This window comes from Microbacterium testaceum, from assembly GCF_029761935.1.
In the GTDB taxonomy this organism is placed as follows: Bacteria; Actinomycetota; Actinomycetes; order Actinomycetales; family Microbacteriaceae; genus Microbacterium; species Microbacterium testaceum_A.
This window is the reverse complement of sequence record NZ_CP121699.1, coordinates 2,873,146-2,894,134: the sequence shown is the minus strand read 5'-3', so window position 1 is coordinate 2,894,134 and position 20,989 is coordinate 2,873,146. Positions and strand designations below refer to the sequence as shown.

General features: G+C 67.0%; 21 protein-coding genes and 1 tRNA gene. 8 read left to right on the top strand and 14 right to left on the bottom strand.

Going from position 1 to position 20,989, the window contains the following annotated elements:
- Positions 1–2 precede the first annotated feature (2 nt).
- A complete protein-coding gene (locus QBE02_RS13845) occupies positions 3–1,424 on the bottom strand; it encodes a PLP-dependent aminotransferase family protein (RefSeq protein ID WP_279366241.1) in 1,422 nt (473 codons plus the stop codon).
- Positions 1,425–1,506: 82 nt separating this feature from the next.
- Here QBE02_RS13845 and QBE02_RS13840 point away from each other — a divergent pair, with 82 nt between their 5' ends.
- Positions 1,507–2,181 carry a pyridoxamine 5'-phosphate oxidase family protein gene (locus QBE02_RS13840; RefSeq protein ID WP_279366240.1) on the top strand — a complete coding sequence of 225 codons (675 nt, stop codon included), beginning with the start codon at positions 1,507–1,509 and terminating at the stop codon, positions 2,179–2,181.
- A 279-nt stretch (positions 2,182–2,460) separates the two neighbouring features.
- Here the strand turns inward: QBE02_RS13840 and QBE02_RS13835 are convergent, their stop codons facing one another.
- Positions 2,461–5,916, bottom strand: a complete 3,456-nt coding sequence (locus QBE02_RS13835) for a bifunctional proline dehydrogenase/L-glutamate gamma-semialdehyde dehydrogenase (RefSeq protein ID WP_279366239.1) — start codon at positions 5,914–5,916, stop codon at positions 2,461–2,463.
- Positions 5,917–6,015: 99 nt separating this feature from the next.
- Here QBE02_RS13835 and QBE02_RS13830 point away from each other — a divergent pair, with 99 nt between their 5' ends.
- Complete coding sequence (locus QBE02_RS13830; RefSeq protein ID WP_279366238.1) at positions 6,016–6,903, top strand: LysR family transcriptional regulator; 888 nt, start codon at positions 6,016–6,018, stop codon at positions 6,901–6,903.
- Between the two features lie 9 nt (positions 6,904–6,912).
- Here the strand turns inward: QBE02_RS13830 and aztD are convergent, their stop codons facing one another.
- Genes aztD through aztB form a run of 4 tightly spaced genes read right to left on the bottom strand, consistent with a single transcriptional unit; the run spans position 6,913 to position 11,149 of the window.
- Positions 6,913–8,115 (bottom strand): zinc metallochaperone AztD, encoded by a 1,203-nt coding sequence (aztD, locus tag QBE02_RS13825; protein ID WP_279366237.1) that lies wholly within the window; start codon positions 8,113–8,115, stop codon positions 6,913–6,915.
- 32 nt (positions 8,116–8,147) lie between these two features.
- The gene (gene aztC / locus QBE02_RS13820; protein ID WP_279366236.1) at positions 8,148–9,047 is read right to left on the bottom strand and encodes a zinc ABC transporter substrate-binding protein AztC; all 900 of its coding nucleotides are present in this window, start codon (positions 9,045–9,047) and stop codon (positions 8,148–8,150) included.
- 1 nt (position 9,048) lies between these two features.
- The gene (locus QBE02_RS13815) at positions 9,049–10,263 is read right to left on the bottom strand and encodes an ABC transporter (protein ID WP_279366235.1); all 1,215 of its coding nucleotides are present in this window, start codon (positions 10,261–10,263) and stop codon (positions 9,049–9,051) included.
- A gap of 31 nt (positions 10,264–10,294) precedes the next feature.
- A complete protein-coding gene (gene aztB, locus QBE02_RS13810) occupies positions 10,295–11,149 on the bottom strand; it encodes a zinc ABC transporter permease AztB (RefSeq protein WP_279366234.1) in 855 nt (284 codons plus the stop codon).
- Positions 11,150–11,205: 56 nt separating this feature from the next.
- On the opposite strand from aztB, the gene aztA reads away from it, so the two are divergent.
- Complete coding sequence (gene aztA / locus QBE02_RS13805; protein ID WP_279366233.1) at positions 11,206–11,856, top strand: zinc ABC transporter ATP-binding protein AztA; 651 nt, start codon at positions 11,206–11,208, stop codon at positions 11,854–11,856.
- Here the strand turns inward: aztA and QBE02_RS13800 are convergent.
- Complete coding sequence (locus QBE02_RS13800; protein ID WP_279366232.1) at positions 11,828–12,256, bottom strand: MarR family winged helix-turn-helix transcriptional regulator; 429 nt, start codon at positions 12,254–12,256, stop codon at positions 11,828–11,830. The two genes, aztA and QBE02_RS13800, sit on opposite strands and share 29 nt — an antisense overlap.
- Before the next feature lie 141 nt (positions 12,257–12,397).
- On the opposite strand from QBE02_RS13800, the gene QBE02_RS13795 reads away from it, so the two are divergent.
- On the top strand, positions 12,398–12,766 hold the full coding sequence (locus tag QBE02_RS13795; protein ID WP_279366231.1) for a hypothetical protein: 369 nt from the start codon (positions 12,398–12,400) through the stop codon (positions 12,764–12,766).
- 91 nt (positions 12,767–12,857) lie between these two features.
- Positions 12,858–13,205 (top strand): hypothetical protein, encoded by a 348-nt coding sequence (locus tag QBE02_RS13790; protein ID WP_279366230.1) that lies wholly within the window; start codon positions 12,858–12,860, stop codon positions 13,203–13,205.
- Between the two features lie 181 nt (positions 13,206–13,386).
- Here QBE02_RS13790 and QBE02_RS13785 read toward each other — a convergent pair whose 3' ends face one another.
- From QBE02_RS13785 to QBE02_RS13770, 4 genes are all read right to left on the bottom strand, one after another.
- Positions 13,387–14,364: a hypothetical protein gene (locus QBE02_RS13785; RefSeq protein ID WP_279366229.1), complete on the bottom strand. Its 978-nt coding sequence runs from the start codon at positions 14,362–14,364 to the stop codon at positions 13,387–13,389.
- A 77-nt stretch (positions 14,365–14,441) separates the two neighbouring features.
- Positions 14,442–15,116: an adenylate/guanylate cyclase domain-containing protein gene (locus tag QBE02_RS13780; protein ID WP_279366228.1), complete on the bottom strand. Its 675-nt coding sequence runs from the start codon at positions 15,114–15,116 to the stop codon at positions 14,442–14,444.
- Positions 15,117–15,222: 106 nt separating this feature from the next.
- Positions 15,223–15,951, bottom strand: coding sequence for an adenylate/guanylate cyclase domain-containing protein (locus QBE02_RS13775; RefSeq protein WP_279366227.1), 729 nt, complete (start codon positions 15,949–15,951; stop codon positions 15,223–15,225).
- 3 nt (positions 15,952–15,954) lie between these two features.
- Positions 15,955–16,371 carry a Pycsar system effector family protein gene (locus tag QBE02_RS13770; protein ID WP_279366226.1) on the bottom strand — a complete coding sequence of 139 codons (417 nt, stop codon included), beginning with the start codon at positions 16,369–16,371 and terminating at the stop codon, positions 15,955–15,957.
- Between the two features lie 239 nt (positions 16,372–16,610).
- On the opposite strand from QBE02_RS13770, the gene QBE02_RS13765 reads away from it, so the two are divergent.
- Positions 16,611–17,240, top strand: coding sequence for a hypothetical protein (locus QBE02_RS13765; protein WP_279366225.1), 630 nt, complete (start codon positions 16,611–16,613; stop codon positions 17,238–17,240).
- 280 nt (positions 17,241–17,520) lie between these two features.
- Entirely contained in the window at positions 17,521–17,706 is a 186-nt protein-coding gene (locus QBE02_RS13760) for a hypothetical protein (protein WP_279366224.1), read from the top strand.
- A gap of 7 nt (positions 17,707–17,713) precedes the next feature.
- Here QBE02_RS13760 and QBE02_RS13755 read toward each other — a convergent pair whose 3' ends face one another.
- A complete protein-coding gene (locus QBE02_RS13755) occupies positions 17,714–19,138 on the bottom strand; it encodes a hypothetical protein (RefSeq protein WP_279366223.1) in 1,425 nt (474 codons plus the stop codon).
- Positions 19,139–19,205: 67 nt separating this feature from the next.
- On the opposite strand from QBE02_RS13755, the gene QBE02_RS13750 reads away from it, so the two are divergent.
- On the top strand, positions 19,206–19,427 hold the full coding sequence (locus QBE02_RS13750; protein WP_279366222.1) for a hypothetical protein: 222 nt from the start codon (positions 19,206–19,208) through the stop codon (positions 19,425–19,427).
- Positions 19,428–19,448: 21 nt separating this feature from the next.
- Here the strand turns inward: QBE02_RS13750 and QBE02_RS13745 are convergent, their stop codons facing one another.
- Together QBE02_RS13745 and QBE02_RS13740 are read right to left on the bottom strand one after the other, a co-directional pair.
- Positions 19,449–20,294: a hypothetical protein gene (locus QBE02_RS13745; protein WP_279366221.1), complete on the bottom strand. Its 846-nt coding sequence runs from the start codon at positions 20,292–20,294 to the stop codon at positions 19,449–19,451.
- A gap of 562 nt (positions 20,295–20,856) precedes the next feature.
- Positions 20,857–20,938, bottom strand: a tRNA-Tyr gene (locus QBE02_RS13740).
- Positions 20,939–20,989 lie beyond the last annotated feature (51 nt).

The window sequence follows — 20,989 nt, the reverse complement described above, 5'->3', positions numbered from 1 at the left end:
CGTCAATCGCGAGGGTCGTCCCGACGCGTCAGCAGGCAGATCATGGTCTGCACGGCATCCGTCAGGACGACCGTCGACGGACCCCCGTAGCCGAAGACGATGCCCGCGGGGAGGTCAGTCGAGGCGCCGGGCACCCCGTACGAGGTGAGAGGGGCCACGCGGACGCCCGCCTCCGCGAGCCGGTCGACCACGTCCTGCTCGGTCGCGGCCCCGGCCGCGGGGAACATGACCACGGCGTGCAGCCCACCGTCGGTCGCGGTGAGCTCCACCCCGTCGATCTCGGCGAAGGCTTCGAGCAGCAGCCGACGCCGGTGGCGATAGTCGCGACGGCGACGGGCCGTGTGCCGCGCGAGCGCGCCCTCGCCGAGGTACAGGGCAAGCGCGCGCTGCTGCACCTGCGACACCGGCGGGTCGAGGTCGGCCCGAGCCGCGACGAGGCGATCGCGCAGCTCGCCGGTGGCGACGATCCACCCGCTCCGCAACGCCGGGCTGAGGACCTTCGACAGGGTGCCGATCATGACGACCCGCGCGGGATCGAGCAGGTGAAGCGGGGGCAGCGGTGCCCGCCCGTGGGGGAACTCGCTGTCGTAGTCGTCTTCGACGATCACCGCGCCGGTGCGCGCGGCCCAGGCGAGCAGTCGCGCGCGGGCAGCGGCATCCAATCGCGTTCCGAGGGGGTAGTGATGGTGAGGGGTGACGACGAGGGCGTCCAGATCGGCGCGGGCCTCGACGGCGTCGAGATCGAGACCGTCGTCGAGGCGCACCGGGAACGGCACCGCCTCGACCCCCAGCCGGTGCAGGACCCGACGAACGCGCGGGTATCCCGGATTCTCGATGCCCACGCGGAGGGGGCGACCGACGTTCCGGGGCGTGAGCGCGAGCAGCGTCAGCAGCACCGCATCGCTCGTCCCCGCGGTCACGATGACCTCGTCGGGAACCACGTCGAGCCCGCGGGTGCGTCCGAGATGCCGGGCGATCTGGTCGCGCAGAAGCGGATCGCCCCGCACGTCGTCGACATCGGATGCCGGATCGACGCCTCCCGCCCGCCGCCACGCCGAGCGCCAGGCGGCGTCGGCGATGCCCGCGGTGTGCGGACGCCCGGGGCGCAGGTCGACGAGGGTGGGAGTCGTCGCCGGCGAGGGCCGGGGGCCCCTCTGGACCGGGCCGGTCGACGAGCCGACGACCTCGGCGACGACGGTCGCGCTCCCGGCGCGCGTCACCAGGTAACCCTCCCCCGCGAGGATCTCGTAGGCGGCCACCGCTGTCCCCCGCGCGATCCCGAGATCGGCGGCGAGCACGCGCGTCGAGGGGACCGGCTCTCCCCCGCCGGTGCGTCCCGACAGGATCGCCGCGCGCAGGTTGTGCGCGAGTTGCTCGTGCAGGGGCACGGACGATTCGCGATCCAGGATGCCGGCGGAGATCATGTCTCGGATTCTGTCACTGGTCCACGAGAATGCGGGAAAAGCGGACTATGACCTGGACCACGAACTCGCGTGGACTGAACCCATGACCGACCTGCCCCTGACCACCCTGACGCGCGTCCGCCGCGGCGCCCACCATCAGCGCACCGACCGCGCGGCCCTGTACGACGTGATCGACACGGCCCTGTACGCCACCCTCGCGATCGTCCGCGACGAACGCCCGGTCGCCCTTCCGGTGGGCATCGGTCGCGACGGCGACGACCTCCTCGTGCACGGCTCGACCGGCAGCGACTTCTTCCGCCGCATCGCCGCCGGAACCCCGGTGAGCCTGACGATCACGCACCTGATGGGCCTGAAGTACGCTCGCTCGCTCTTCGACAGCTCGATGCGCTACCGCTGCGCGGTCGTGCACGCGGTGGCATCCGTCGTCCCTCCCGAAGAGAAGGAAGTGGCTCTCCTCACCCTGTCGGAGCACCTCATGCCGGGGCGCAGCGAAGACGTGCGGCCCATGACCGCGCGCGAGATCGCCGCGACGATGGTGCTGCGCATCCCGCTGGCCGAGGCGAGCGTGAAGGACAACGCCGGCTCTCTCGTCGAGGTCGACGATGACGGGGAGGACCGCTCCGTCTGGGCCGGGATGCTGCCGTTGCGGGTCGTCGCCGGCGACCCCGTCACCTCGCCGCAGACGATGACGGGAACGCCGGTGCCGGAGTCGGTTTGCCGGGCCGCGCGCCGCGTCGACGCCTCGGGCACGGCCTGAAGCCCCGCCACAGCTCCTGCACTTCGCCCCCGCCGCCGGAATGAGCGCCTCACCCGCGCCCGTATGCAGGAGTTGTGCGCACGCTCGAGCGTGCCGACCTTCGCTCCCGCGGGAAGACCTGCCGGATCGCAGGAGAACTCCTGCATTCCGTCCCGCGAGGCGCCGCGACGCGCCCCGATCCGCGTTCCCGAGGGAGGTGTGGTCAGCGCGTGGATCCCGCACATCGGCGGGACGACGGAGGGCGGGGCCGCCACACGACGGCCCCGCCCTCCTCCGTTCTCAGCCGACCAGCGGCGGCACCTCGTACCGGCGCGGGGTGCCGAAGCGGTGCGCCGTGATCGACACGGCCTGCTCGCGCAGGAACGGCAGCAGTTCGACGTGCCCGGCACGGGTGACCTCGCCCGCGTACACGGCCACCGAGGGCGAGCCGTTCGTCGCCTCGGCCACAGCCATGGGCGACCCGCCGAGCAGGCGGACACGGCCCCCGGTGCGGGCGAGGCGCGCAGCGCGGCGACCCCAGTCCGCGGCGTCCTCCACCGCGACCCGAACTCCCACGCCCTCGAGCCACGCGCGCACGGCGGGCGAGAGCTCGCGCGCCGAGCTGACCGTCACCGTCGAGCGGGAGCGGACGCCCGCAGCGACCACGCGCACGAGAGCTGCCTCGGAGGCGTCTTCGAGGCGCACGGTCACGGGCACCGCGGCGTAGCGCAGCACGTTCTGCTCCGACTCCAGGCCGGTCACGTCGCGGGCCAGCGAGAACTCCTCGGCCCACGCGGCGGCGTCGCTCGAGAGGGCGGATGCCACCCACTCGCGGTCGGCGGCGGGCACCGCGGCCAACGCCGGCGCGGCAAGGGCATCGGGCGTGCGGGGCGCCGAGGTCTCGGCATCCGCCCATTCTCCGAACCCGAACAGGTAGTGCGGTCCGCCGGCCTTGGTGCCCGCGCCGACGGCCGACTTCTTCCATCCGCCGAACGGCTGACGCTGCACGATCGCGCCGGTGGTGCCGCGGTTGACGTAGACGTTTCCGGCCTCGATGCGCGAGAGCCACTGCTGGATCTCGGCCTCGTCGAGCGCGTGCAGGCCCGAGGTGAGGCCGTATTCGATCGCGTTGACGATCTCGATCGCCTCGTCGAGGGTCTCGGCGGTCATGATGCCGAGCACGGGTCCGAAGTACTCGGTGCGGTGGAACTCGCTGCCGGGCTGCACGCCCTCGCGGATGCCGGGGCGCCACAGCGACCCGTCGTGGTCGAGCTTCCGCGGCTCGACCACCCAGCGCTGGCCGGGCTCGAGGCTCGTCAGGGCCTTCAGCAGCTTGCCGTTGGCGGGCTCGATGAGGGGCCCGACGCGCGAGACCTCGTCCCACGGCAGGCCGACCTCGAGAGAGGTGACGGCGTCGACGAGCTGGTCGCGGAAGCGACGGGAGCGCGCGACGGATCCGACGAGCACGACGAGGGATGCCGCGGAGCACTTCTGTCCCGCGTGGCCGAAGGCCGACATCGCGACGTCCTTCGCCGCGAGGTCGAGGTCGGCGCTGGGGGTGACGATCACGGCGTTCTTGCCGCTCGTCTCGGCCAGCAGCGGCAGGTCCGGGCGGAACGAGCGGAACAGCTCGGCCGTCTCATACGCGCCGGTGAGCACGACCCGCTCGACCGCGGGGTGGGTGAGCAGCTGGCGACCGAGGTCGTTCTCCGACACCTGCACGAGCTTCAGCACCTCGCGCGGAACGCCGGCCTCCCACAGCGCCTCGACCATGACGGCGCCCGAGCGCTCGGCGAGGCCCGCGGGCTTGATGACCACGGCTGAGCCCGCGGCGAGCGCGGCGAGGGTGGAGCCCGCGGGGATCGCGACGGGGAAGTTCCACGGCGGGGTGACCACGGTCACGCCGACCGGGGTGAAGGTCGCGCCGTCGACGGTCTCGAGCGTGCGCGCCTGCTCGGCGTAGTAGTGGGCGAAGTCGATCGCCTCCGACACCTCGGGGTCGCTCTGCTCGATGACCTTGCCGCACTCGGCGCCCATGACCTCGAGCAGGTCGGCGCGGCGCTTCTCGAGGGCGTCACCCGCGCGGTGCAGGATCTCGGCGCGACCGGCGGCCCCGAGCGCGCGCCACGACGCGGCGGCGTCGGCGGCATCCTGGATCACCGCGTTCAGCGCGGTCTCGTCGGTGACCGTGTGGTCGGCGATGGTCTGCGCGCCGAGGGCCGACTCCTCCATGCGCGCGACGATCGCCCGCGACCAGTTGCGGTTCGCCTCGATCGCCGGGTCGGAGTCGGGGGTGTTGCGGAAGCCGTGCGTCGGCGCGGGGGCGGCGGGAGCCGTGCGGTCCTGCACGCGGTTGGACGCCGGCACTCCCGAGGGCATGTCGGCGAGCGAGGCGAGGAAGCGGTCGCGCTCACGCGAGAACAGCGCCTCGTGGGTGTCGAGGTCGAACACCGCCGACATGAAGTTCTCGCTCGACGCGCCCTCTTCGAGGCGGCGGATCAGGTAGGCGATCGCGACGTCGAACTCCTGCGGGTGCACCACGGGGGTGTACAGCAGGATCGAGCCGACCGTGCGACGCACGACGGCCTGCTGCGCGGTGGCCATGCCGAGGAGCATCTCGACGTCGACGCCGCCGGTGACCCCGCGGCGCTCGGCGAGCAACCATGCGAGCGCGACGTCGAAAAGGTTGTGTCCGGCGACGCCGATGCGCACGTTCGCGGTGTGCTCGGGGCGCAGCGCGAAGTCGAGCACGGCCTTGTACGAGGCGTCGGTCGCCTGCTTCGAGGGCCAGGTGGCGAGCGGCCAGTCGTGCACATCGGCATCCACCCGCTCCATCGGCAGGTTCGCGCCCTTGACGACGCGCACCTTGATGGGCGCCCCACCGGATGCCACCCGCGCGGCGGTCCACTCCTGCAGGCGGATCATCGCGGCCAGCGCGTCGGGCAGGTAGGCCTGCAGCACGATGCCGGCCTCGACGCCGTGGAACTCGGGCTCGCCGAGCAGCGTCTCGAAGACGGCGAGGGTGAGGTCGAGGTCCTTGAACTCCTCCATGTCGAGGTTCAGGAACGTCCCCGTCTCCTTCGCGACCCGGTACAGGGGACGGAGCGCGGCGACCGCGTCGTCCACGGCGGCATCGAACGCCCAGGGCGTGTGCGGGGCGACGGTGGACGAGACCTTGATCGAGACGTAGTCCACGTCGTCGCGCGAGAGGAGCTTGCGGGTGCCGGCCAGACGACGCGCGGCCTCTTTCTTGCCGAGGATCGCCTCGCCGAGCAGGTTCACGTTGAGGCGGATGCCGTCTCCCCGCCCCCGGATCGAGGTGATGGCGTCGCCGAGCTTGCGGTCGGTGGCGTCGACGATGAGGTGCCGCACCATCGAGCGCAGCGCCGTGCGGGCGGCGGGCACGACGACCTGCGGGAGGATCGGCGCGGCGAAGGCGCCGAGGCGGATCGCGGCCTTGAGGTGCAGGGGAAGGAAGCCCGGGATGAGCGGGGTGAGCGCGGCGAGGTTGCGCGCGGCGACGCGCACGTCTTCGGGGCGCACGACGCCGTCGACGAAGCCGACGGTGAAGTCGAGGCCGTGCGGGTCGCGGAGCACTCCGGCGAGGCGCTGGGCGGCGGCGTCGACGGGCTCGTCGCGGCTCTCGGTGAGCCAGCGGCGCACGAGGGCGATCGCCTCGTCGGCGAGCTCGTGCGGAGAGACGAGTGCGGCGGGGGTGGTGCCGGACGTGGTGTCGGGGACATCGGTGAGCGACATGGCGATCCTTCCTCGGATGCTCTCAGCATGGGGCTCGCATCCGTTCGAGAAAAGCGATGATTCCTGACGCATACTGATCGATAGAGACGAAGGGATGCCATGTTCGATCTGCGCCGCCTGCGCCTGCTGCACGAGCTGTCGGTGCGGGGCACCCTCGCCGCCGTCGCCGAGGCGCTCGCGTACAGTCCGTCGACCATCTCGCAGCAGCTCGCGCTGCTCGAGAAGGAGGCGGGAGTCCCGTTGCTCGAACCCGACGGCCGCCGCGTGCGCCTCACCGCGCAGGGCGCTGCGCTCGCCGCCCACGCGGCCCGCATGCTCGCCGCCGACGAGGCCGCGCGCGCGGAGCTCGAGCGCATGCGGCCCTCCCTCGCCCCGGTGCGCCTGGCCGTGATGCAGTCCGCGGCGCACGGCCTGCTCCCCCGCGCCCTCGACGCCCTCGCCGAGAGCGAGCCGCAGCTGCGCGTCGAGGTCGCCGAGCTCGCTCCCGAGGAAGGGCTGTTCGAGGTCGCGGCGCGCGGCTTCGACCTCGCCGTCGCCGAGCAGTACCCCGGCCACACTCGCGAGCACCGCGAGGGCCTCGAGCGCGGTCTCCTGGGGCGCGACGCCATCCGTCTCGCCGTCTCGTGCGACGATCCCGCGCAGCATCTCGAAGACCTCCGCGAGCGCGCGTGGGTGATGGAGCCGGTGGGCACGGCCGCCCGCCAGTGGGCCACCCAACAGTGTCGGGCCGCCGGGTTCGAGCCCGACGTGAGATTCGAGATGGCCGACCTCACCGCGCAGGCCCGGCTCGTGGCATCCGGTCACGCCGTCGGCATGATCCCCGACCTCGTCTTCGCGGGTGAGGCCCCGCCCGTGCGGCTCGTCGGGCTTCCCGGCCAGCCGCGGCGCGAGGTGTTCACGGCGGTGCGCCGCGGAACGGCCGACCGCCCCGGTGTACGCGCCGTGCGCGCGGCACTGCAGGTGGCGTACGACCGGGGCGGTCGGTAGGGGCGGCGCTTACTTCGTCAGCGCGATCTCGTTCGGGGTCTGCTCGAGCGTCACGCTCTTCACGACCTGGCCGGTGGTGAGGTCGACCGCGTGCACCGCGTTCTTCGCCGGCTCGGTCACGTAGGCGAGGTCACCCGAGACCTTGATGGCGGGGTGGGCGTCCTGCCACTCGGCCGGTCCCTCCCACGCGTCGATCACCGGGAACGCGTCGGTGAACTCCCCGGTCGCGGGGTCGAGCACGTGGATCGCGCCGTCGGATGCCAGCACGTAGGCGAGGTCGCCCGGACCCCGGGCCACGTCGCGGAAGGTGTACTCGGCCCCCGCGGGCATGTCGACCACGCGCTGGGTCTTCGCCGCGGTGTCGATCAGTGCGAGACGGTGCAGCAGGTAGCCCTCGGCATCGCGGTCGTCCTTGTAGTCGCCCACGATGAGCGCGCTGTTCTCGCTCACGTACGCGTTGCCCATGCGGCCGTACGGCTGGTCGGGAGCGGTCAGCTTGGTGAAGGTGCCTTCGTCGTAGACCAGAGCGCCGTTCTCGCAGCCGAAGACGACGACCTCGTCCTTCGCCGTGCCTTCGCCGTGCACGCCGGGGCAGTCGTTGCTCTCGGCGAGGGTGGCACCGGAGGCGTCCTTCGCCACCACGCCGTTGCGGCCGTCGGCGTTGCCGACCGTGGTGAGGAAGGTGCCGTCCTCGAGCACGATCGAGACGCCGTGGTGCGCCTCGACACCCGGAACCGTCCGAACCTCAGGGAGGGAGTCGGTGGATGCCAAGAGGGCATCGGTGTCGAAGATCGTCGAGTCGCTCGTGCCGTCGGCGTAGAGCACCGTCGTCCCGCCGTGCGTCACGACGTGGCCGGGCTTGGACGCCGGGAACACGAGGTCGGTGAGCTCGGGGTCGGCGGCCGGGGTCCCGGCATCCAGAACCTGGAATCCCTTGCTCGTGGTCACCATGACGTGGCGACCGTCGCCGGCCGAGTTCAGGCGGGTGAACTCCTCGGACGAGAGATCGCCCAGGGGCTCGAGGCTCTGACCGTCGAGCACCAGGATGCCGCCGGGGTACGACAGGGCGACGCGAGTGGCGGTGTCGGTCGCGGGGCTCGACGCCGGGGCCGCCGACCCGGGGCCGGTTCCGCCGGCGCACGCCGACAGGGTGACGGTCGCGCCGATCGCGAGGGCGACCAGGCTCGCGCGGGGGAGGGAGAAGCTGCGCATTCGTGTCTCTTTCTGGGGTGGGGTGGGTCTCGTCAGGGTGAGAGCCCGGTGGCGATGCGCTGCGTGTTCACGCGCATCATGGTCAGGTAGTCGGGGGCGTCACCGCTCGCGTCGGTCAGCGATTCGGTAAACAGCTCGGTCACCTCGACGTGGCGGTCGGCCTCGTCGGCGAGAGCGCGGACGAGGCGGTCGGGAGACGACGACTCGGCGAAGATCGTCGGCACCTTCGCCTCGTCGATGGCCGAGACGAGGTCGGCGAGGTCGCTCGTGCTCGGGGCGGCGAGGGTGGTGCCGCCGGGGATCACGGCCCCGATGAGGCGGAAGTCGAAGCGAGCGGCGAGGTAGCCGAACACGTGGTGGTTGGTGACCAGCGCCCGGCGCTCGGCGGGAATTGCGGCGAAGGCTGCGGTCATGTCGGCGTCGAGCTGCTCGAGCTGCGCGCGGTAGGCGGCCGATCGCTCGGCGACCGCGTCCCCGCCGAGCTTCTCGAGCTCCGGGGTGAGGCGGTCGACGACGGCGATCATCTGCGCGGGGTCGGTCCAGAAGTGCGGATCGTCCGCCCCGTCGGCGTCGGTCGAGGTGTACGGCAGCACGGTGACGGCGTCACCGGCGACGATCGTGTCCACCCCGTCGGCCTTCGCGGCGTCGAGGTGGTGCTGCAGGCCCTCTTCGAGGCCCAGACCGTTCGCGACCAGCAGGTCGGCCGAGCGCATACGCGCGGCCTCCGCGGCCGAGATCTCGAACGAGTGCGGGTCGGCGCCCGGGCGCATCAGAGTCATCACGTCGACGTCATCGCCGACGAGATTCGACACCACGTCGCCCAGGATGCTCGTGGTCACCACGACCAGAGGGCGGTCGGATGCCGCGCTGCCGGCGCACCCGGTCAGGCACAGCAGGGCTGCCGCGGCGAGGGCGGCGAGGGTACGGCGCATGTCAGCGTCCCGTCTCTGCGAAGAAGAGCGGCGAGCGCTCGGGGGTGAACTCGCGCGCGATCCGCGCGCCGTCGGCGAAGTCGATCTCCCACAACCGGCCCTCGGCGGGCCCGTTGAGGTACGCGCGCTGTTGATCGGCGACGAGCGTCACGGGAAGCCCCCCGGCGAGACTCTCCGAGACGAGGGGGACGGATGCCGCGCGTACCGCGCCGCTGTCGCCGTCCAGGGTGAGCACCCGGCCACCGGCGCTCAGCGCCAGGACGTTCGCGGTCTTGTCGTCGACCGCGGTGACCTGAACGAGCGGCTCGGGCGCGGGAAGAAGGGTCCACGTGCGCGCGCGAGTGTCCAGGATCCAGATTCCGGCGCTTCCTGCGAGAGCTGCGACGCGGGGTCGCCCCTCGCGGTTGTGGAAAGCCGTCGCCCGCGGCGCGGTGGTGCCCGGCGGGTACGGGACGACCTCGACGACCGGCTGATCGCCCTCGACGCTCGCGAGGACGGCGCCGTCGCGGCATCCGATCACCGCTCCGACGCGGGTCGTGATCGTGCCCGCCGGGTCGATGCACGGCGTCGTCGGGCCGAGTGGGGCACCGTCGGCCGCGCGCAGCGACACCTCTCCCCCGGCGGCGACCGCCGCGAAGGAACCGACGGGGGCGACGAGACCCGCACCCGACGCCGTCGTCACGCGGAACTTCTCGACGACCTCGCCCTTCGACAGCGCTTCGGTATCGAGCAGAACCGCCTCGCCGGAGCCCGGGAAGAACACGCCTGTGCCCCCCGTGGTCGAGGAGTTCGACGTCGCGATCGTGGAGACGCCCTCCCCCGCGACCTGACCGAGCACGCGCGCGGGCGCCCGGTAGTAGTGGAAGTGGTCGACGTGGTCCCAGGTCCACACCCCGCTGTCGACGATCGAGACACCGTGGTCGTCGGCCGAGAAGAGGTAGCGACCGTCGGAGTGCACCGCGGCGGGCGCGCGGACGACCCCCAGCTCGGCCGTGGTCTCGTCGAGCAGGTCGAGGTGCGAGACGCGGCCGCCGGCGTCGATGGAGGTCAGGCCGAGCGCGGGCTCCGCCACTTCCGCCGCGCCGTCGATCCGACCGTGCGCGTCGGATTCGGGGGCGGCTGTCGAGGCGGCCGGCGCTGGCGGGGCGGCGCAGCCGGCCAGAGCGAGCAGGAGGAGGGCACCGACGGGCGCGAGGCGGCGGGAGGAATGAGACATGGGGGCTTTCCAGGTGGAGCGGGACAGGGAGTCAGACGGGTGCGGGCGTGGCCGCGAGGACGCGACGGCGCATCTCGTTCGTCGCCCGGCGCAGGAGCCACGAGACGCCGGCGGCCGCGATCGCGGTGGCGGCGATCGTCGCCCCGGCCGCCGTGGCCGCGTGCCACGACACGACGAGACCGACGGCGACGGCGAGAGCGCCGATGGCGGCGGCGAGCACCATGGTCGAGGGGATGCGCTCGGTCCATTGCCGCGCGGCCACGGCGGGGGCGACGAGCAGGCCCACGACGAGCAGCGAACCGACGGCCTGGTACGACGCGACGACCGCGAGGGTCACGAGGCCCACGAGAACCGTCTGCGCCACGCGCGGACGGAGGCCGAGGACGCGCGCGACGCGCTCGTCGATCGCGAGGGCGATGAGGCAGCGGTGCGCCAGGGCTGCGGCGGCGATCCCCAGGGCGACCGCGACGGCGAGCACGATGAGGTCGGCGGCGGTGACCGCCAGGATGTCGCCGAACAGGATGGCCGTGGCATCCGTCGCGAAGCTCCCCGCGTGCGAGATGACGATCACCCCGAGTGCGAGCATGCCGACGAAGAGCAACCCGATGCTCGTGTCGTACGACACCTTCGCGCGGCGCTGCAGAACGCCGATGCCGAGGCTCATCACGACGGCGCTGACCGCCGCGCCCGCCAGCACGGGGAGCCCCAGCACCGTGGCCAGTGCCACGCCGGGGAGCATGCCGTGGGCCAGCGCCTCGCCCAGGAAGGCCATCCCCCGCACGATCACCCACGTGCCGGCCACCGCGCACAGCACGGCGACGAGCACGCCGCCCAGAAGCGCGCGCTGCACGAAGACGAGCGAGAAGGGATCGAGGAGCCAGGACACGATGTCCGACCGTAGCGTTAACTGAGAACGGTTATCAAACTCATATGATGGATGCCATGACGACATGTGCCCTGCGCGCTCGCGGCCTCCGCGTCGAATTCCCCGGGGTCGTCGCGCTCGACGACGTCGACCTCGACCTCCCCGATGCGGCCCTCACCGTGATCGTGGGACCGAACGGCGCAGGGAAGTCGACGTTGCTCGAGGTGCTCGCGGGCGCCCGCCCGTCGGCATCCGGCTCACTCGAGGTCGATGGTCGATCGCGCGCCTTCGTGCCGCAGCGTGCCGCCGTCGCGGAACACCTCCCCCTCACCGTCCGCGACGTCGTCACCGTCGGAGCCTGGGGCCGCCTCGGCGCATTTCGGCGCCTCACGCGCGCGTACCGGGAGTCCGTGGATCACGCGATGCGAAGACTCGACGTGGCACCCCTCGCGCGGCATCCGTTCTCGTCCCTGTCGGGCGGGCAACGGCAGCGTGCGCTTCTCGCGCAGGGACTCGCCCGCGCAGCGGACATCCTTCTGCTCGACGAACCGACCACGGGCCTCGACGCAGCGAGCGCGGAGCTCAATCGCGCCGCGATCAGCAGTGAGACCTCACGCGGGGCAGCCGTCGTGTGCGTCAGTCACGATGAGCGGTTGATCGACGAGGCGGACCACCTGATCCGCATCGAGGCCGGTCGCGTCAGACCCGCGAGCGAACGCGTTCGGTGATCCGTCGCAGCAGCGCCGCGGCGGCCTCCGCCACCTCGCGCGGCTCCAGGCCCACCGCCGCCTCGACCTCGGTCGGGAACCGGCGCAGCGCACTCCAGGGCTCGGCGTCGAGGTCGACCTCGAGGTAGATGTGGTTGACACGACGATCTTCGGCGTCGAGTTCGCGGCGCAGCAGTCCGCGACCGATGAGCCGATCGACGAGGGTCGTGACCCCGGCGGGTGTCACACCGAGGCGCGAGCGCAGGTGCGAAGGTCGGATGCCGGGCTCGTCGCAGATGCAGCACAGAGCGGCCGCTTCGAGCTCGCTGACACCGAGATCGGATCGCGCCTTCGCTGCCATCTCGTCACGCGCTCCGACGTACTCGTCGAGTGCGAGGGTCAACGCAGAGGACTGTGTCATTTCCGCCACCTCCTCTTCGCGGCCCGGCCGGCCACATCTCCACCATAGTGAACATCTCAAATATTTTGTGAAATTAATTAATTCCGTGAAATACGTGCTACCTTAACGATTAGCCCGTCGACCCAAGCGAAGGAGATCGCCATGGCCACGTTGTTCTACGGATCCGACACGGACCCCATCGTTCTGCCCGATCGCCTGATGGGGTACATCAAAGTCATCACCTCGACCAAACTGCGGCGCGGAGAATCCTTCACGCTGACCTGGACGGGAACCGCCGACGAGGCCGGGCGCTCCACCATCTGGCTGCAGCCGTCCATCCCCCTGCGCTTCGTCTTCGACGCGGTCGAGCCCGAACAGCTCGCTGGCGACTACCTGCGCTCGCTCGCCGATCAGGCGAACGCCGCGTCGGGCCTGGTCATCGACACCCGCACGTGGGAGGCCGCCGAAGAGGCGAGCCACACCGCGGCCCGCCCGAGCCGCACCGCCGGTCGTCCCGTCCGCGCCGCCTGATACCACCTTCCGCACGATCGATCCAGCCCCGCTCCGCACCCGTCATACTGTTCGGGCGCGTCACATTCGCGCGAATGGATCGGAGAGGCCCGTGCCGGTACGAACGCTGCTCGACAAGTCACTGCTGGACGCATGGCTGACCGAATTCCGCGAGCTCGGCTACCTCACCGGCAGTGACATCCGCGTCCTCGACCGGGAGGATGACGCCGACCCCGATACCGGGCTCATCGTCGTCGACCTGAGCGAAGCCAAGACCATCACCTACCTTCAGCCCATCACGGGCGGCGACGGCAGCTGGAAGGCGACGATGGAGGCGCGCGACGCCACCATCGAGCTCGGCGCGGTCGCCCTGGTCAACCTCGGCAACGAGGTCAACGTGCTCGGCGCGCTCGTCGCCTTCCTCGAGACGAAGTCGAAGGCGCTCCTGGCGAAGAGCTGAGCCCGGCCCGCGCCGGGAACGAGAAAGGGCACCCGATCCGGGTGCCCTTTCTTCGTGGTGGCGAGTGAGGGACTCCACGCATAAATTGCTTACCGTTTCATAAATTCCTGATCAGTGGCGGTTTGAGTTCTCAAGTCGTAACGCCTGCTCGTATTTGTTACGCAGTACAGCATGCTCCCGCTCAGATGACGAGGGTGTCACCGTCCGGATCTGGGTCCTCAGCTTCAGACTCAGCCTTAGTTAGCGCTGCCTCGTGAGCCGCCGCCTCTCGTCTCTCCCGAGCGGCAAGGATGTACCGTGGCTCCTCATTGGATAGTCGCACCATCAGCGCACACGCAACGTGAATCGCAAGCCAAGCGTCCGCTTTAGTCACGTCACCCTCGTTGTGGTGGTGTGCGTTTCCCCTCGTAGATCGGTCTGCGTTCAACCAGTCGCTGAAGGGTTGCAGAACCGCCCGGTCATACCCGGTGATGATGCTCGCTTTCTGCGCCGCGTTCAGTTGGTCGGAGAGGCTGTTGCCGTTCACCCCGAGCGCTCGGAAGAACTCCTGAACTGCAGTCCCCGCATCAGTGATCGCCGCACCGGGGTGGTTCTCGGACAGACGGTTGATCGCGGTTTGGAATGCCGCTGATGCGCGTTGAAACCGCGCATCAGAGTCAAGGAGGACCGACGCCGGTTTCACCACGTCAGCGTGAAGGACTGAGTTCCCTCGCTGTGTGAACAGGCCGTCTTCGAAAGTCCACTCCACCCGCGCTCCGAGAAGGATGTAATTCACCGTTTCGATGAAGTCCTCGGGGTGATAGACGATGCCCCGTTCGTAGTCGTAGTCGGTCATCATCAGCGTGTGATCATTCTCACTCAGCCATGCGTAGGCGTAGACGACAGCGGCGAGAGCCTCTAAACGATTCGCTTCCTCTCCGTCGCCATTTGTTCCCCCGGAGAGAATCGCTTGGGAGTCGTACTCGGTGTAGCCCTCGCTGCTACCAATCTCCAAATGAGCGTCCGCTCTGTCGTAGACCCGGCCCGGCAACTCGGACAACTGTGTGACGAGAGCGGCGACCTTGCGACCTACATCCGCGGGGCAGTCGTCGCGCCATCGAACATCAAGAGCCGCCTCCGCCTCCGCGAGCAACCGGCGTCGACGCAGCTCGGACGGCAACGGAGCTTAGAGGTGGTCGGTCATGACTCAAAGAATAGGAGTGATCAAAGAATCACCCGCGAGCCGCGGTTCAACCGTCAGTAGTTCTCGGTCGTCCACTCATCCACGTCCATCCGCACGACGTAGCCGTTCCAACAGCGTCGCGTGCTGTTCCAAGTCAGCAGAGTCTTGTTCTGGTCGTTCAGATTGCCCCGGAACACGTCACTCACCATGAGGCGCTTGTCGTTGTGCGTCTTGCTAACGTTCGCTGCGAGCTTCGCGGCTTCGTTGACGACATCCCCCATGTAGACAACGTCGTTCATCCCGCTCCCCTCATACCCCGCTTTTACCATGAGTGCCCGCCCGTAGGACATCCCGATCCCCACGCTGATGTTGGTGAAGCCCTTGTTCGTTAGCTCCTTGTTGAAGACGTTGATCATGGAGCTTGCCAACGCTGCGACCGTGAAGACTTCATCTATGTCGTCGGTGGATGGAGTGTTGTAGACCGCCCAAACGCAGTCGCCAACGAGGTTGACCTCTCGGCACCGGCTGAAGCTCGCAAAGACCGCCACCATCTCGCTGACGAACGCCCGGTACATGCGAGCCAAGACCGGACGGGTGTGCTTGTCGGGCAGCTTGGACGAGTCGCGGATGTCAATGAAGAGCGCCGAACAGTAGGCGTAGAAGCCGTTACTGAACGTGAGCGCGTCCCGTGACGGCAGGGTGTCCCGCTCCTGATAGTCCACGTCCGCTTGGTTGAGGATCTCCCGCATCCTCCGAGCACCGCTGATGTGGTTATAAGTGTTGTGCTTCGCTTCCACCGCTCCCCCTGCTGCTTCGCTTCTCCTGAAGCCATGCCCCAATGCCGCACCCCATATGTCAGGAGTCGTACTCTTCCTTGATCCATTCCTCGACGGCGGTCGCAACGACACTGCCGTGCCAACAGTTGCGATAGCTGTTCCAAGACAGGAGCGCTTGATTCGTGTCGGTCAGGTTGCCCTTAAAGACATCACTAACCATCAGCGTGCTGTCGTACCATTCGTTGTTGCCCTGTGCGGCGAGCTTGGCTGCGGCGTTCACAACGTCACCCATATAGACCACATCGCTCATGCCACTGCCCTCATACCCGGCTTTGATCATCAACGCCCGCCCGTAGGACATCCCGATCCCCACGGTGATGGTCGTGATGCCTCGCTTCGCCAACTCCTTATTCAGGATGTTGACCATCGAGTTCGCGATGAACGCCCGAGCGAAGACCGAGTTGATGTCCGCCTTGTACGGAGTGTTGTAGACAGCCCAAACGCAGTCCCCCACGATGTTCACTTCCCGCACCTTCTCGAACCCGGCGAACACCGCCAACATCTCGCTCACGAACGACCGGTAGAGCCGAGCCAAGACCGGACGCTTGTGCTTGTCGGGGAGCTTGGATGAGCCCCTGATGTCCACGAAGAGCGCTGAGCAGCTGGCGTAAAACCCGTTGCTGAAGGTGAGGTCATCGCGTGGCGGGAGGCTGTCCACCTCTTGGTAGTCGAGGTCAGACTGATTCAGGATCGTCCTGATTCGAGTCGCCCCTTCCACATGATTGTGGACCTTGTACTTACCTTCCATGCCCTACCCCCAAAAGTTCACGATGAGCGCCGTTGCCGTGAGCAACGCGCCTGAGCCGATATAGCACCGCACGGAGTACTTCACGAGGTAGTGCTTCCGCCACGAGATGCGCCCCAAAACGATCAACTGACGGGCAAGCACAGACAGGACGGGCTTCCGGAGCTCGTCCTCCAATGCGTCAGGCTTCCACAGTCGGGTGTGCCCGAAGTAGATGTAGTCGCGCATCTCTCTCTTGGAGGGTTTCTCGCTTGTGACTCGCGGCACGAGCGCCACGACCGCGAGGACGATAGCGGCGAGCAGTAGGGCGAACCCGGTGAAGAACATCGCCCACTCCCACCACCACTCCAACTCCGCAAACGGGCGGTGGTTATCTGTCAGCGCGATGACCGCTCCGAGCGTGACCCCTTGGAGCGCGAGCATGATCGACGCTTTCGCATCAACCCTCGCAATCCACTCCCCGTGAGAGTGATAAATCGTCCATGCGCGAGCTTCAGCTTCGCGGTCAACGTCATCTTCGCTTGGTCTTGACCACCACCCCATTGGGCCTCCCCGTTCAGGGCCTCACCCTACTGTCCGTCGCGGACAGTCGAAGTAAGCGGCGGAGAGAACCGGGCAGCTAACCTACGGTCAGCAACATCACCGCCGATGAAGGAGACCCGTTGAGCACCCCGAACACCCCTCAGCCGACCAAGCTCCTCAGTTCAGTCCCGGCGACCGCCTACAGGACGCAGATTGTTCGCTACCCCCATGAAGACTCCGGACGGCTGTCCTACTCCTTCCAATACGCAGCTGACGCTCTCGCATCCACCTACACGGGCAAGAACGAGGATGATTCCCTGCTGCTCCCCTACCTGACGCTCTACCGGCAGGCGTTCGAGCTCAGACTCAAATACCTCATCGCCTTCCTCGCATCCACCCGCCAAACGTACGTAGAAGGTGTCACTCCGGAACTGACAAACGCTCAAAGCACGGAGCACATCCGCAAAAAGTTCGGACACAACCTCGGCAAGCTCCTCACCGCCGTGGAGACCCACTATGCGGCTCTCAAGATGCCCTCCCCCTTCCCGTCAGCAGTGAAGGCGGTCATCCTCGCCTTCCATGACGATGACGAGGCAGGTGTGGCGTTCAGATACGCAGGGCAACTCCCGGAGGTTCAGGAACACGCGGACTTCCCCACTCTCTCCAACCTGCTCACCGCCACCTACGTGGAACTCAGCCTCATCGAGGACTACGTCGACGGCACCTACTCAGCAGGTCCGACTCTCCACGATCTGAGCAGCGGCTACTGACACCACCACTCAGGAATTAGCGGAGGGGGACAGCGGAACACGTTCCGCCTGCCCACCTGAAGCCTCGCTCTATACATACGGAACAACTCCCCCTCACAACACAGAATCAACCTCATCTGAGCTTCAGCTCCTCACCGTTCTCTCACGCTTTCCCTGATGAGATGACAAGGAGTACCAACAAAGAATCACTTCTCTGAACTCGCTTCTCAAAGTCTGATCTCGCGCATTGGCGCGATAGTCAGACAGCGCAGTTCGCGCTGAAAACGAAAGGTTGACGAGTTTGGACTACAACGAGGCAGTGATGATTTTCACCGCTGATCAAGACGAGGGTGTTCGTGGGGGTGAGCAGCCCTTCCCAGAGGAAGAAGCAGTCGCGCATGTCCGAAACACCATCTTGTTCGCTGATCTCGTGGACTACGGCGACGAGAACACCGAGGCTTACGGCATCGTGCTCTCCGCGAAATGAGAGGCGACTACCCCTGACCCTCAACGGTGCCGTCACCTGACAAGACAGCATGACCGCGCTCATCGAACGTCAGCCCATAGACCTCGCTGTATCGCTGAACCTTCCACATAGCTCCCTGCTCGCGATACTGCCTCAGTAGCCCACCGTTCTCGTCAAGAATGTGAAGGGTAAGGAGTCGCACGATCATCTTGGTGATGTGGCTGATGGTGTGCGAGACGGAGGTCTCAGGGAACCCGCCGCGGTCGAAGTGTTTGATGTCGTTGTAGACGTTGGCGATAGCCCGAGCAAGCGACTGATGGTCAGTGGTGATTGACCCCCACGGCACACCAAGCAGGTTCAGACAGCGGTATACGTTCGTTGCCGTCGTGGGCCGGCCACGGTAATAGGTGGGTTCTTCACCCTCACGAACGCCGATGATCTGACCGGCTGCTTCGATGCTCATGGACGTGGAGATAATCACGTCCTCCATGAACGCTTCCCGACGCCCGAGCACCCCCACAGCGGGGAAGATGAATCGCTTCCACGTCTCGAACTGCTCTGCCCAACGACTCATCCCCGCTTCTCCTACGTCAGGGAGTCGCACGAGCATGTCATCAGCTTCCGTCTTTCGAAGACGTGGTTGCGTGTAGTCCCGCACCGTCTGTGTGGTGATGAGATCCACGCGTGGGTGGCCGAGGATCGTTCCTCCCACTGACCGGCTCACAATCGTCTCGTCCCACACCTGATGACGACGGAACAGAATCGGGTGCCCTGTGATGAGCGTCAGGAGGCTGACGACTTTGCGTTGCTCTGCGAGGTGATCGTTGAACGGACGTGTCGTCGGGAACTGCGACACAAGAACAACGTGCTCCCGTATGTCTAAGCCTCCGTGTGGGTCTTCCTCAGGGTGATTCGTCTTCCACGTCGTGACGAACTTCAGCGTGGCTTCCCCTTGCTGCCACGTCACCTCCCCGCCCGACCGCACCCGCACGACGAGACCTCGCGTCAATCCGTCGTCGTCCGTCTCAGGTTCGGTCTCGATGCCGTAGAAGCGAGTCCATTGCCGCAACCCGTCTACTTGGCTCCGTACCTCCGCGAGCTTCAGCGGTTCGTCAAGCGGAGCCTCACATCGACCCAAGATTGTCTCTGCGGGAGCGAGCTTTCCTAACGAGACTCCCGAACTAACGGAATGACCGCGCCATTTGATACCGAAGAGACCTACCTGACCGTCCGGGGTCTGAAGGATTAGGTTCATCGGTGGCGTCTGTGTGTTGAACCACTCATCCACATGTCGGAACTGCTCGGTCTCGTCACGGTGGACGTAGGGCACGTCAACGACAACCCCGCGCGGATTATCCAAGCGCAGCGTCGCGCCCGTGTACGGGGTGTCTTCGACCCCGTCGACTAAGAGACCGGACAGCGACTGTCCAAATGCGAGGGACTCAATGGCCATGCCTCAGTGTATGAAGGGCGCCGCCGCGCTCACATTCACCCGGCAGACGGCCGATAAGCTTCCGCGCATGACCTCCACACCTGACCTCATCAACGCAATCAAGGGCGAGCGCGTCGTCATCGGCTCGCTCTTTCTCAAGCGTGACGCAGACGAACATCTCGCCCTCGAACTCACAGAGGAGGAGTGGGCAAACCTCTCAGATTGGTTTGACTCGTCCGGTTGGCAGGGTGAGGTTGAGGAACTCTTCGCAAGCTACCTCAACACTGCTATCCACAATCAGCGCAGGTAGCCCTCGCTTGACACCTTCGAACTACTCTCTGTCTTCCACTCCGCCCGAGTCTGCGGTGGCGGCAGTGGGAAGTCGGTCCTTGAACGCTTCCGCGAACGGCTTCCACCGATCCCCGAGTTCCTCATCGAACCCGGGTGGTTCAGGAACTTCGCCGTTCTCGTCGTACTCTGCGACGTAGACCTCAGTCTTCAAAGCGATCTCGCTCTTGCCAGCTACCACCTCTTCCTTAAAGACCTCCCCGAGGTCAGGGAGAATCCCGTCAGACTTGAGTCGCTCGATGAGGGTCAGCGTCACCATCGCAAGAACCATGAGCCGCACTACAACGGGAATCGCAGCTCGGAACCTCTCATCAACTCCGAAGACCTGTCCCTCGTCGCGCCGGGCGCTGTCAGCGTGTACGACATCCCCATATATCCATGAGAACGCCAAGGCGTTGTCGCTGATGCGGGTCTCCGCTTCGCCGGGTTTCTGAACCCGAACCTCGTAAAACCCGAGGCTCTTTCCCTTTGGATTCACCGCTCCCCACTGCCTCTTGAGCTCACGCAACGACTCAAGGCCGTTCTTCGACACCCCTGCCTGCTGCGCAAAGTACAGAAGCGCGTTCATGACCTTGGCGTGATAGGTGTCCTCGCCGTTGAGGATCAACGGTCGGACCCGAGCGGCGGCACTCTCGAGCTGTTCCTCAGGTGGAACCGCCATCGTCACCTTCATCTCGCCTGTCTCCGCCACGTAGTGAACAGTCATCTGAGGGTTCTGAAGCTCAGTGAGCAGTTTGGTGTCCTGCGCGAGGGAGTGCGCTTTAATTCGGCGAGCACGAAGAACGAACGACTTCAGTGCGTTCGTGTGTCGCTCTCCGGTGTCAGCCATGAGCACGAGTTTATGGACCGAGCTTCCCCATCTTTGCCAAAAGACGGTCACGGTTCTCTCGTGCTCGCGACTGCGCCTCCGTGAGGCCAGTCCCCATGACTCGCTTGAGCTTGCCGTCATCCAAGGTGACGAACGTGATTGCTCGGAAGTACCACGCCTGCCGCTCGTTCCATCAAAAGGTGTAGACGCTGGCCTGCCCCCGTCGCTTCTGCGACTGCCCTTCAGCTTCGAACTGCTCCTTGTTCCGCCGCTTCCCAATCGCCTCTGATGGACGAACCGGAGTTGAGCTTCCGACACGAGGGCGGGAGGGCGGCAGGGGTGCCTGATCGGTCAACTGCCACCCCCTCTCGCCTTCACACGGGGAGGCTAACGGACAGGTGCCGTGGTACGCAGTTTGTTACGCAGTTGGCGGCGTGTCACCCATTTCTATGAACTGAGTCCCTTAACCATTCGCAGTACCGGCATGACTCCACGAAACCCTGATTTATCAGGGCTTCGTGGGGAAATGAGCAAAGAAAACGCCTCATCTCTCGATGAGGCGTCTCTTAGTCTATTGAAGCGGTGGCGAGTGAGGGATTCGAACCCCCGAATGCAATGCAGTCTGATTTACAGTCAGATCCCTTTGGCCGCTTGGGTAACTCGCCAGGTGCGCACCCGTCCGGCTTGTTCAGTCGACCGGAGGCGCGATAGACCAC

Bases quoted from the DNA above. Each gene is read 5' to 3' on its own strand.
- QBE02_RS13780 (WP_279366228.1), bottom strand. From the start codon at position 15,116: ATGCGGGAGATCCTCAACCAAGCGGACGTGGACTATCAGGAGCGGGAC.
- QBE02_RS13835 (WP_279366239.1), bottom strand. From the start codon at position 5,916: ATGTCGCTCACCGATGTCCCCGACACCACGTCCGGCACCACCCCCGCC.
- QBE02_RS13745 (WP_279366221.1), bottom strand. From the start codon at position 20,294: ATGGCTGACACCGGAGAGCGACACACGAACGCACTGAAGTCGTTCGTT.
- QBE02_RS13840 (WP_279366240.1), top strand. From the start codon at position 1,507: ATGACCGACCTGCCCCTGACCACCCTGACGCGCGTCCGCCGCGGCGCC.
- QBE02_RS13800 (WP_279366232.1), bottom strand. From the start codon at position 12,256: ATGACACAGTCCTCTGCGTTGACCCTCGCACTCGACGAGTACGTCGGA.
- QBE02_RS13845 (WP_279366241.1), bottom strand. From the start codon at position 1,424: ATGATCTCCGCCGGCATCCTGGATCGCGAATCGTCCGTGCCCCTGCAC.
- QBE02_RS13755 (WP_279366223.1), bottom strand. From the start codon at position 19,138: ATGGCCATTGAGTCCCTCGCATTTGGACAGTCGCTGTCCGGTCTCTTA.
- aztD (WP_279366237.1), bottom strand. From the start codon at position 8,115: ATGCGCAGCTTCTCCCTCCCCCGCGCGAGCCTGGTCGCCCTCGCGATC.
- aztA (WP_279366233.1), top strand. From the start codon at position 11,206: ATGACGACATGTGCCCTGCGCGCTCGCGGCCTCCGCGTCGAATTCCCC.
- QBE02_RS13795 (WP_279366231.1), top strand. From the start codon at position 12,398: ATGGCCACGTTGTTCTACGGATCCGACACGGACCCCATCGTTCTGCCC.
- QBE02_RS13815 (WP_279366235.1), bottom strand. From the start codon at position 10,263: ATGTCTCATTCCTCCCGCCGCCTCGCGCCCGTCGGTGCCCTCCTCCTG.
- aztC (WP_279366236.1), bottom strand. From the start codon at position 9,047: ATGCGCCGTACCCTCGCCGCCCTCGCCGCGGCAGCCCTGCTGTGCCTG.
- QBE02_RS13770 (WP_279366226.1), bottom strand. From the start codon at position 16,371: ATGCTCGCGCTCCAAGGGGTCACGCTCGGAGCGGTCATCGCGCTGACA.
- QBE02_RS13775 (WP_279366227.1), bottom strand. From the start codon at position 15,951: ATGGAAGGTAAGTACAAGGTCCACAATCATGTGGAAGGGGCGACTCGA.
- QBE02_RS13750 (WP_279366222.1), top strand. From the start codon at position 19,206: ATGACCTCCACACCTGACCTCATCAACGCAATCAAGGGCGAGCGCGTC.
- QBE02_RS13830 (WP_279366238.1), top strand. From the start codon at position 6,016: ATGTTCGATCTGCGCCGCCTGCGCCTGCTGCACGAGCTGTCGGTGCGG.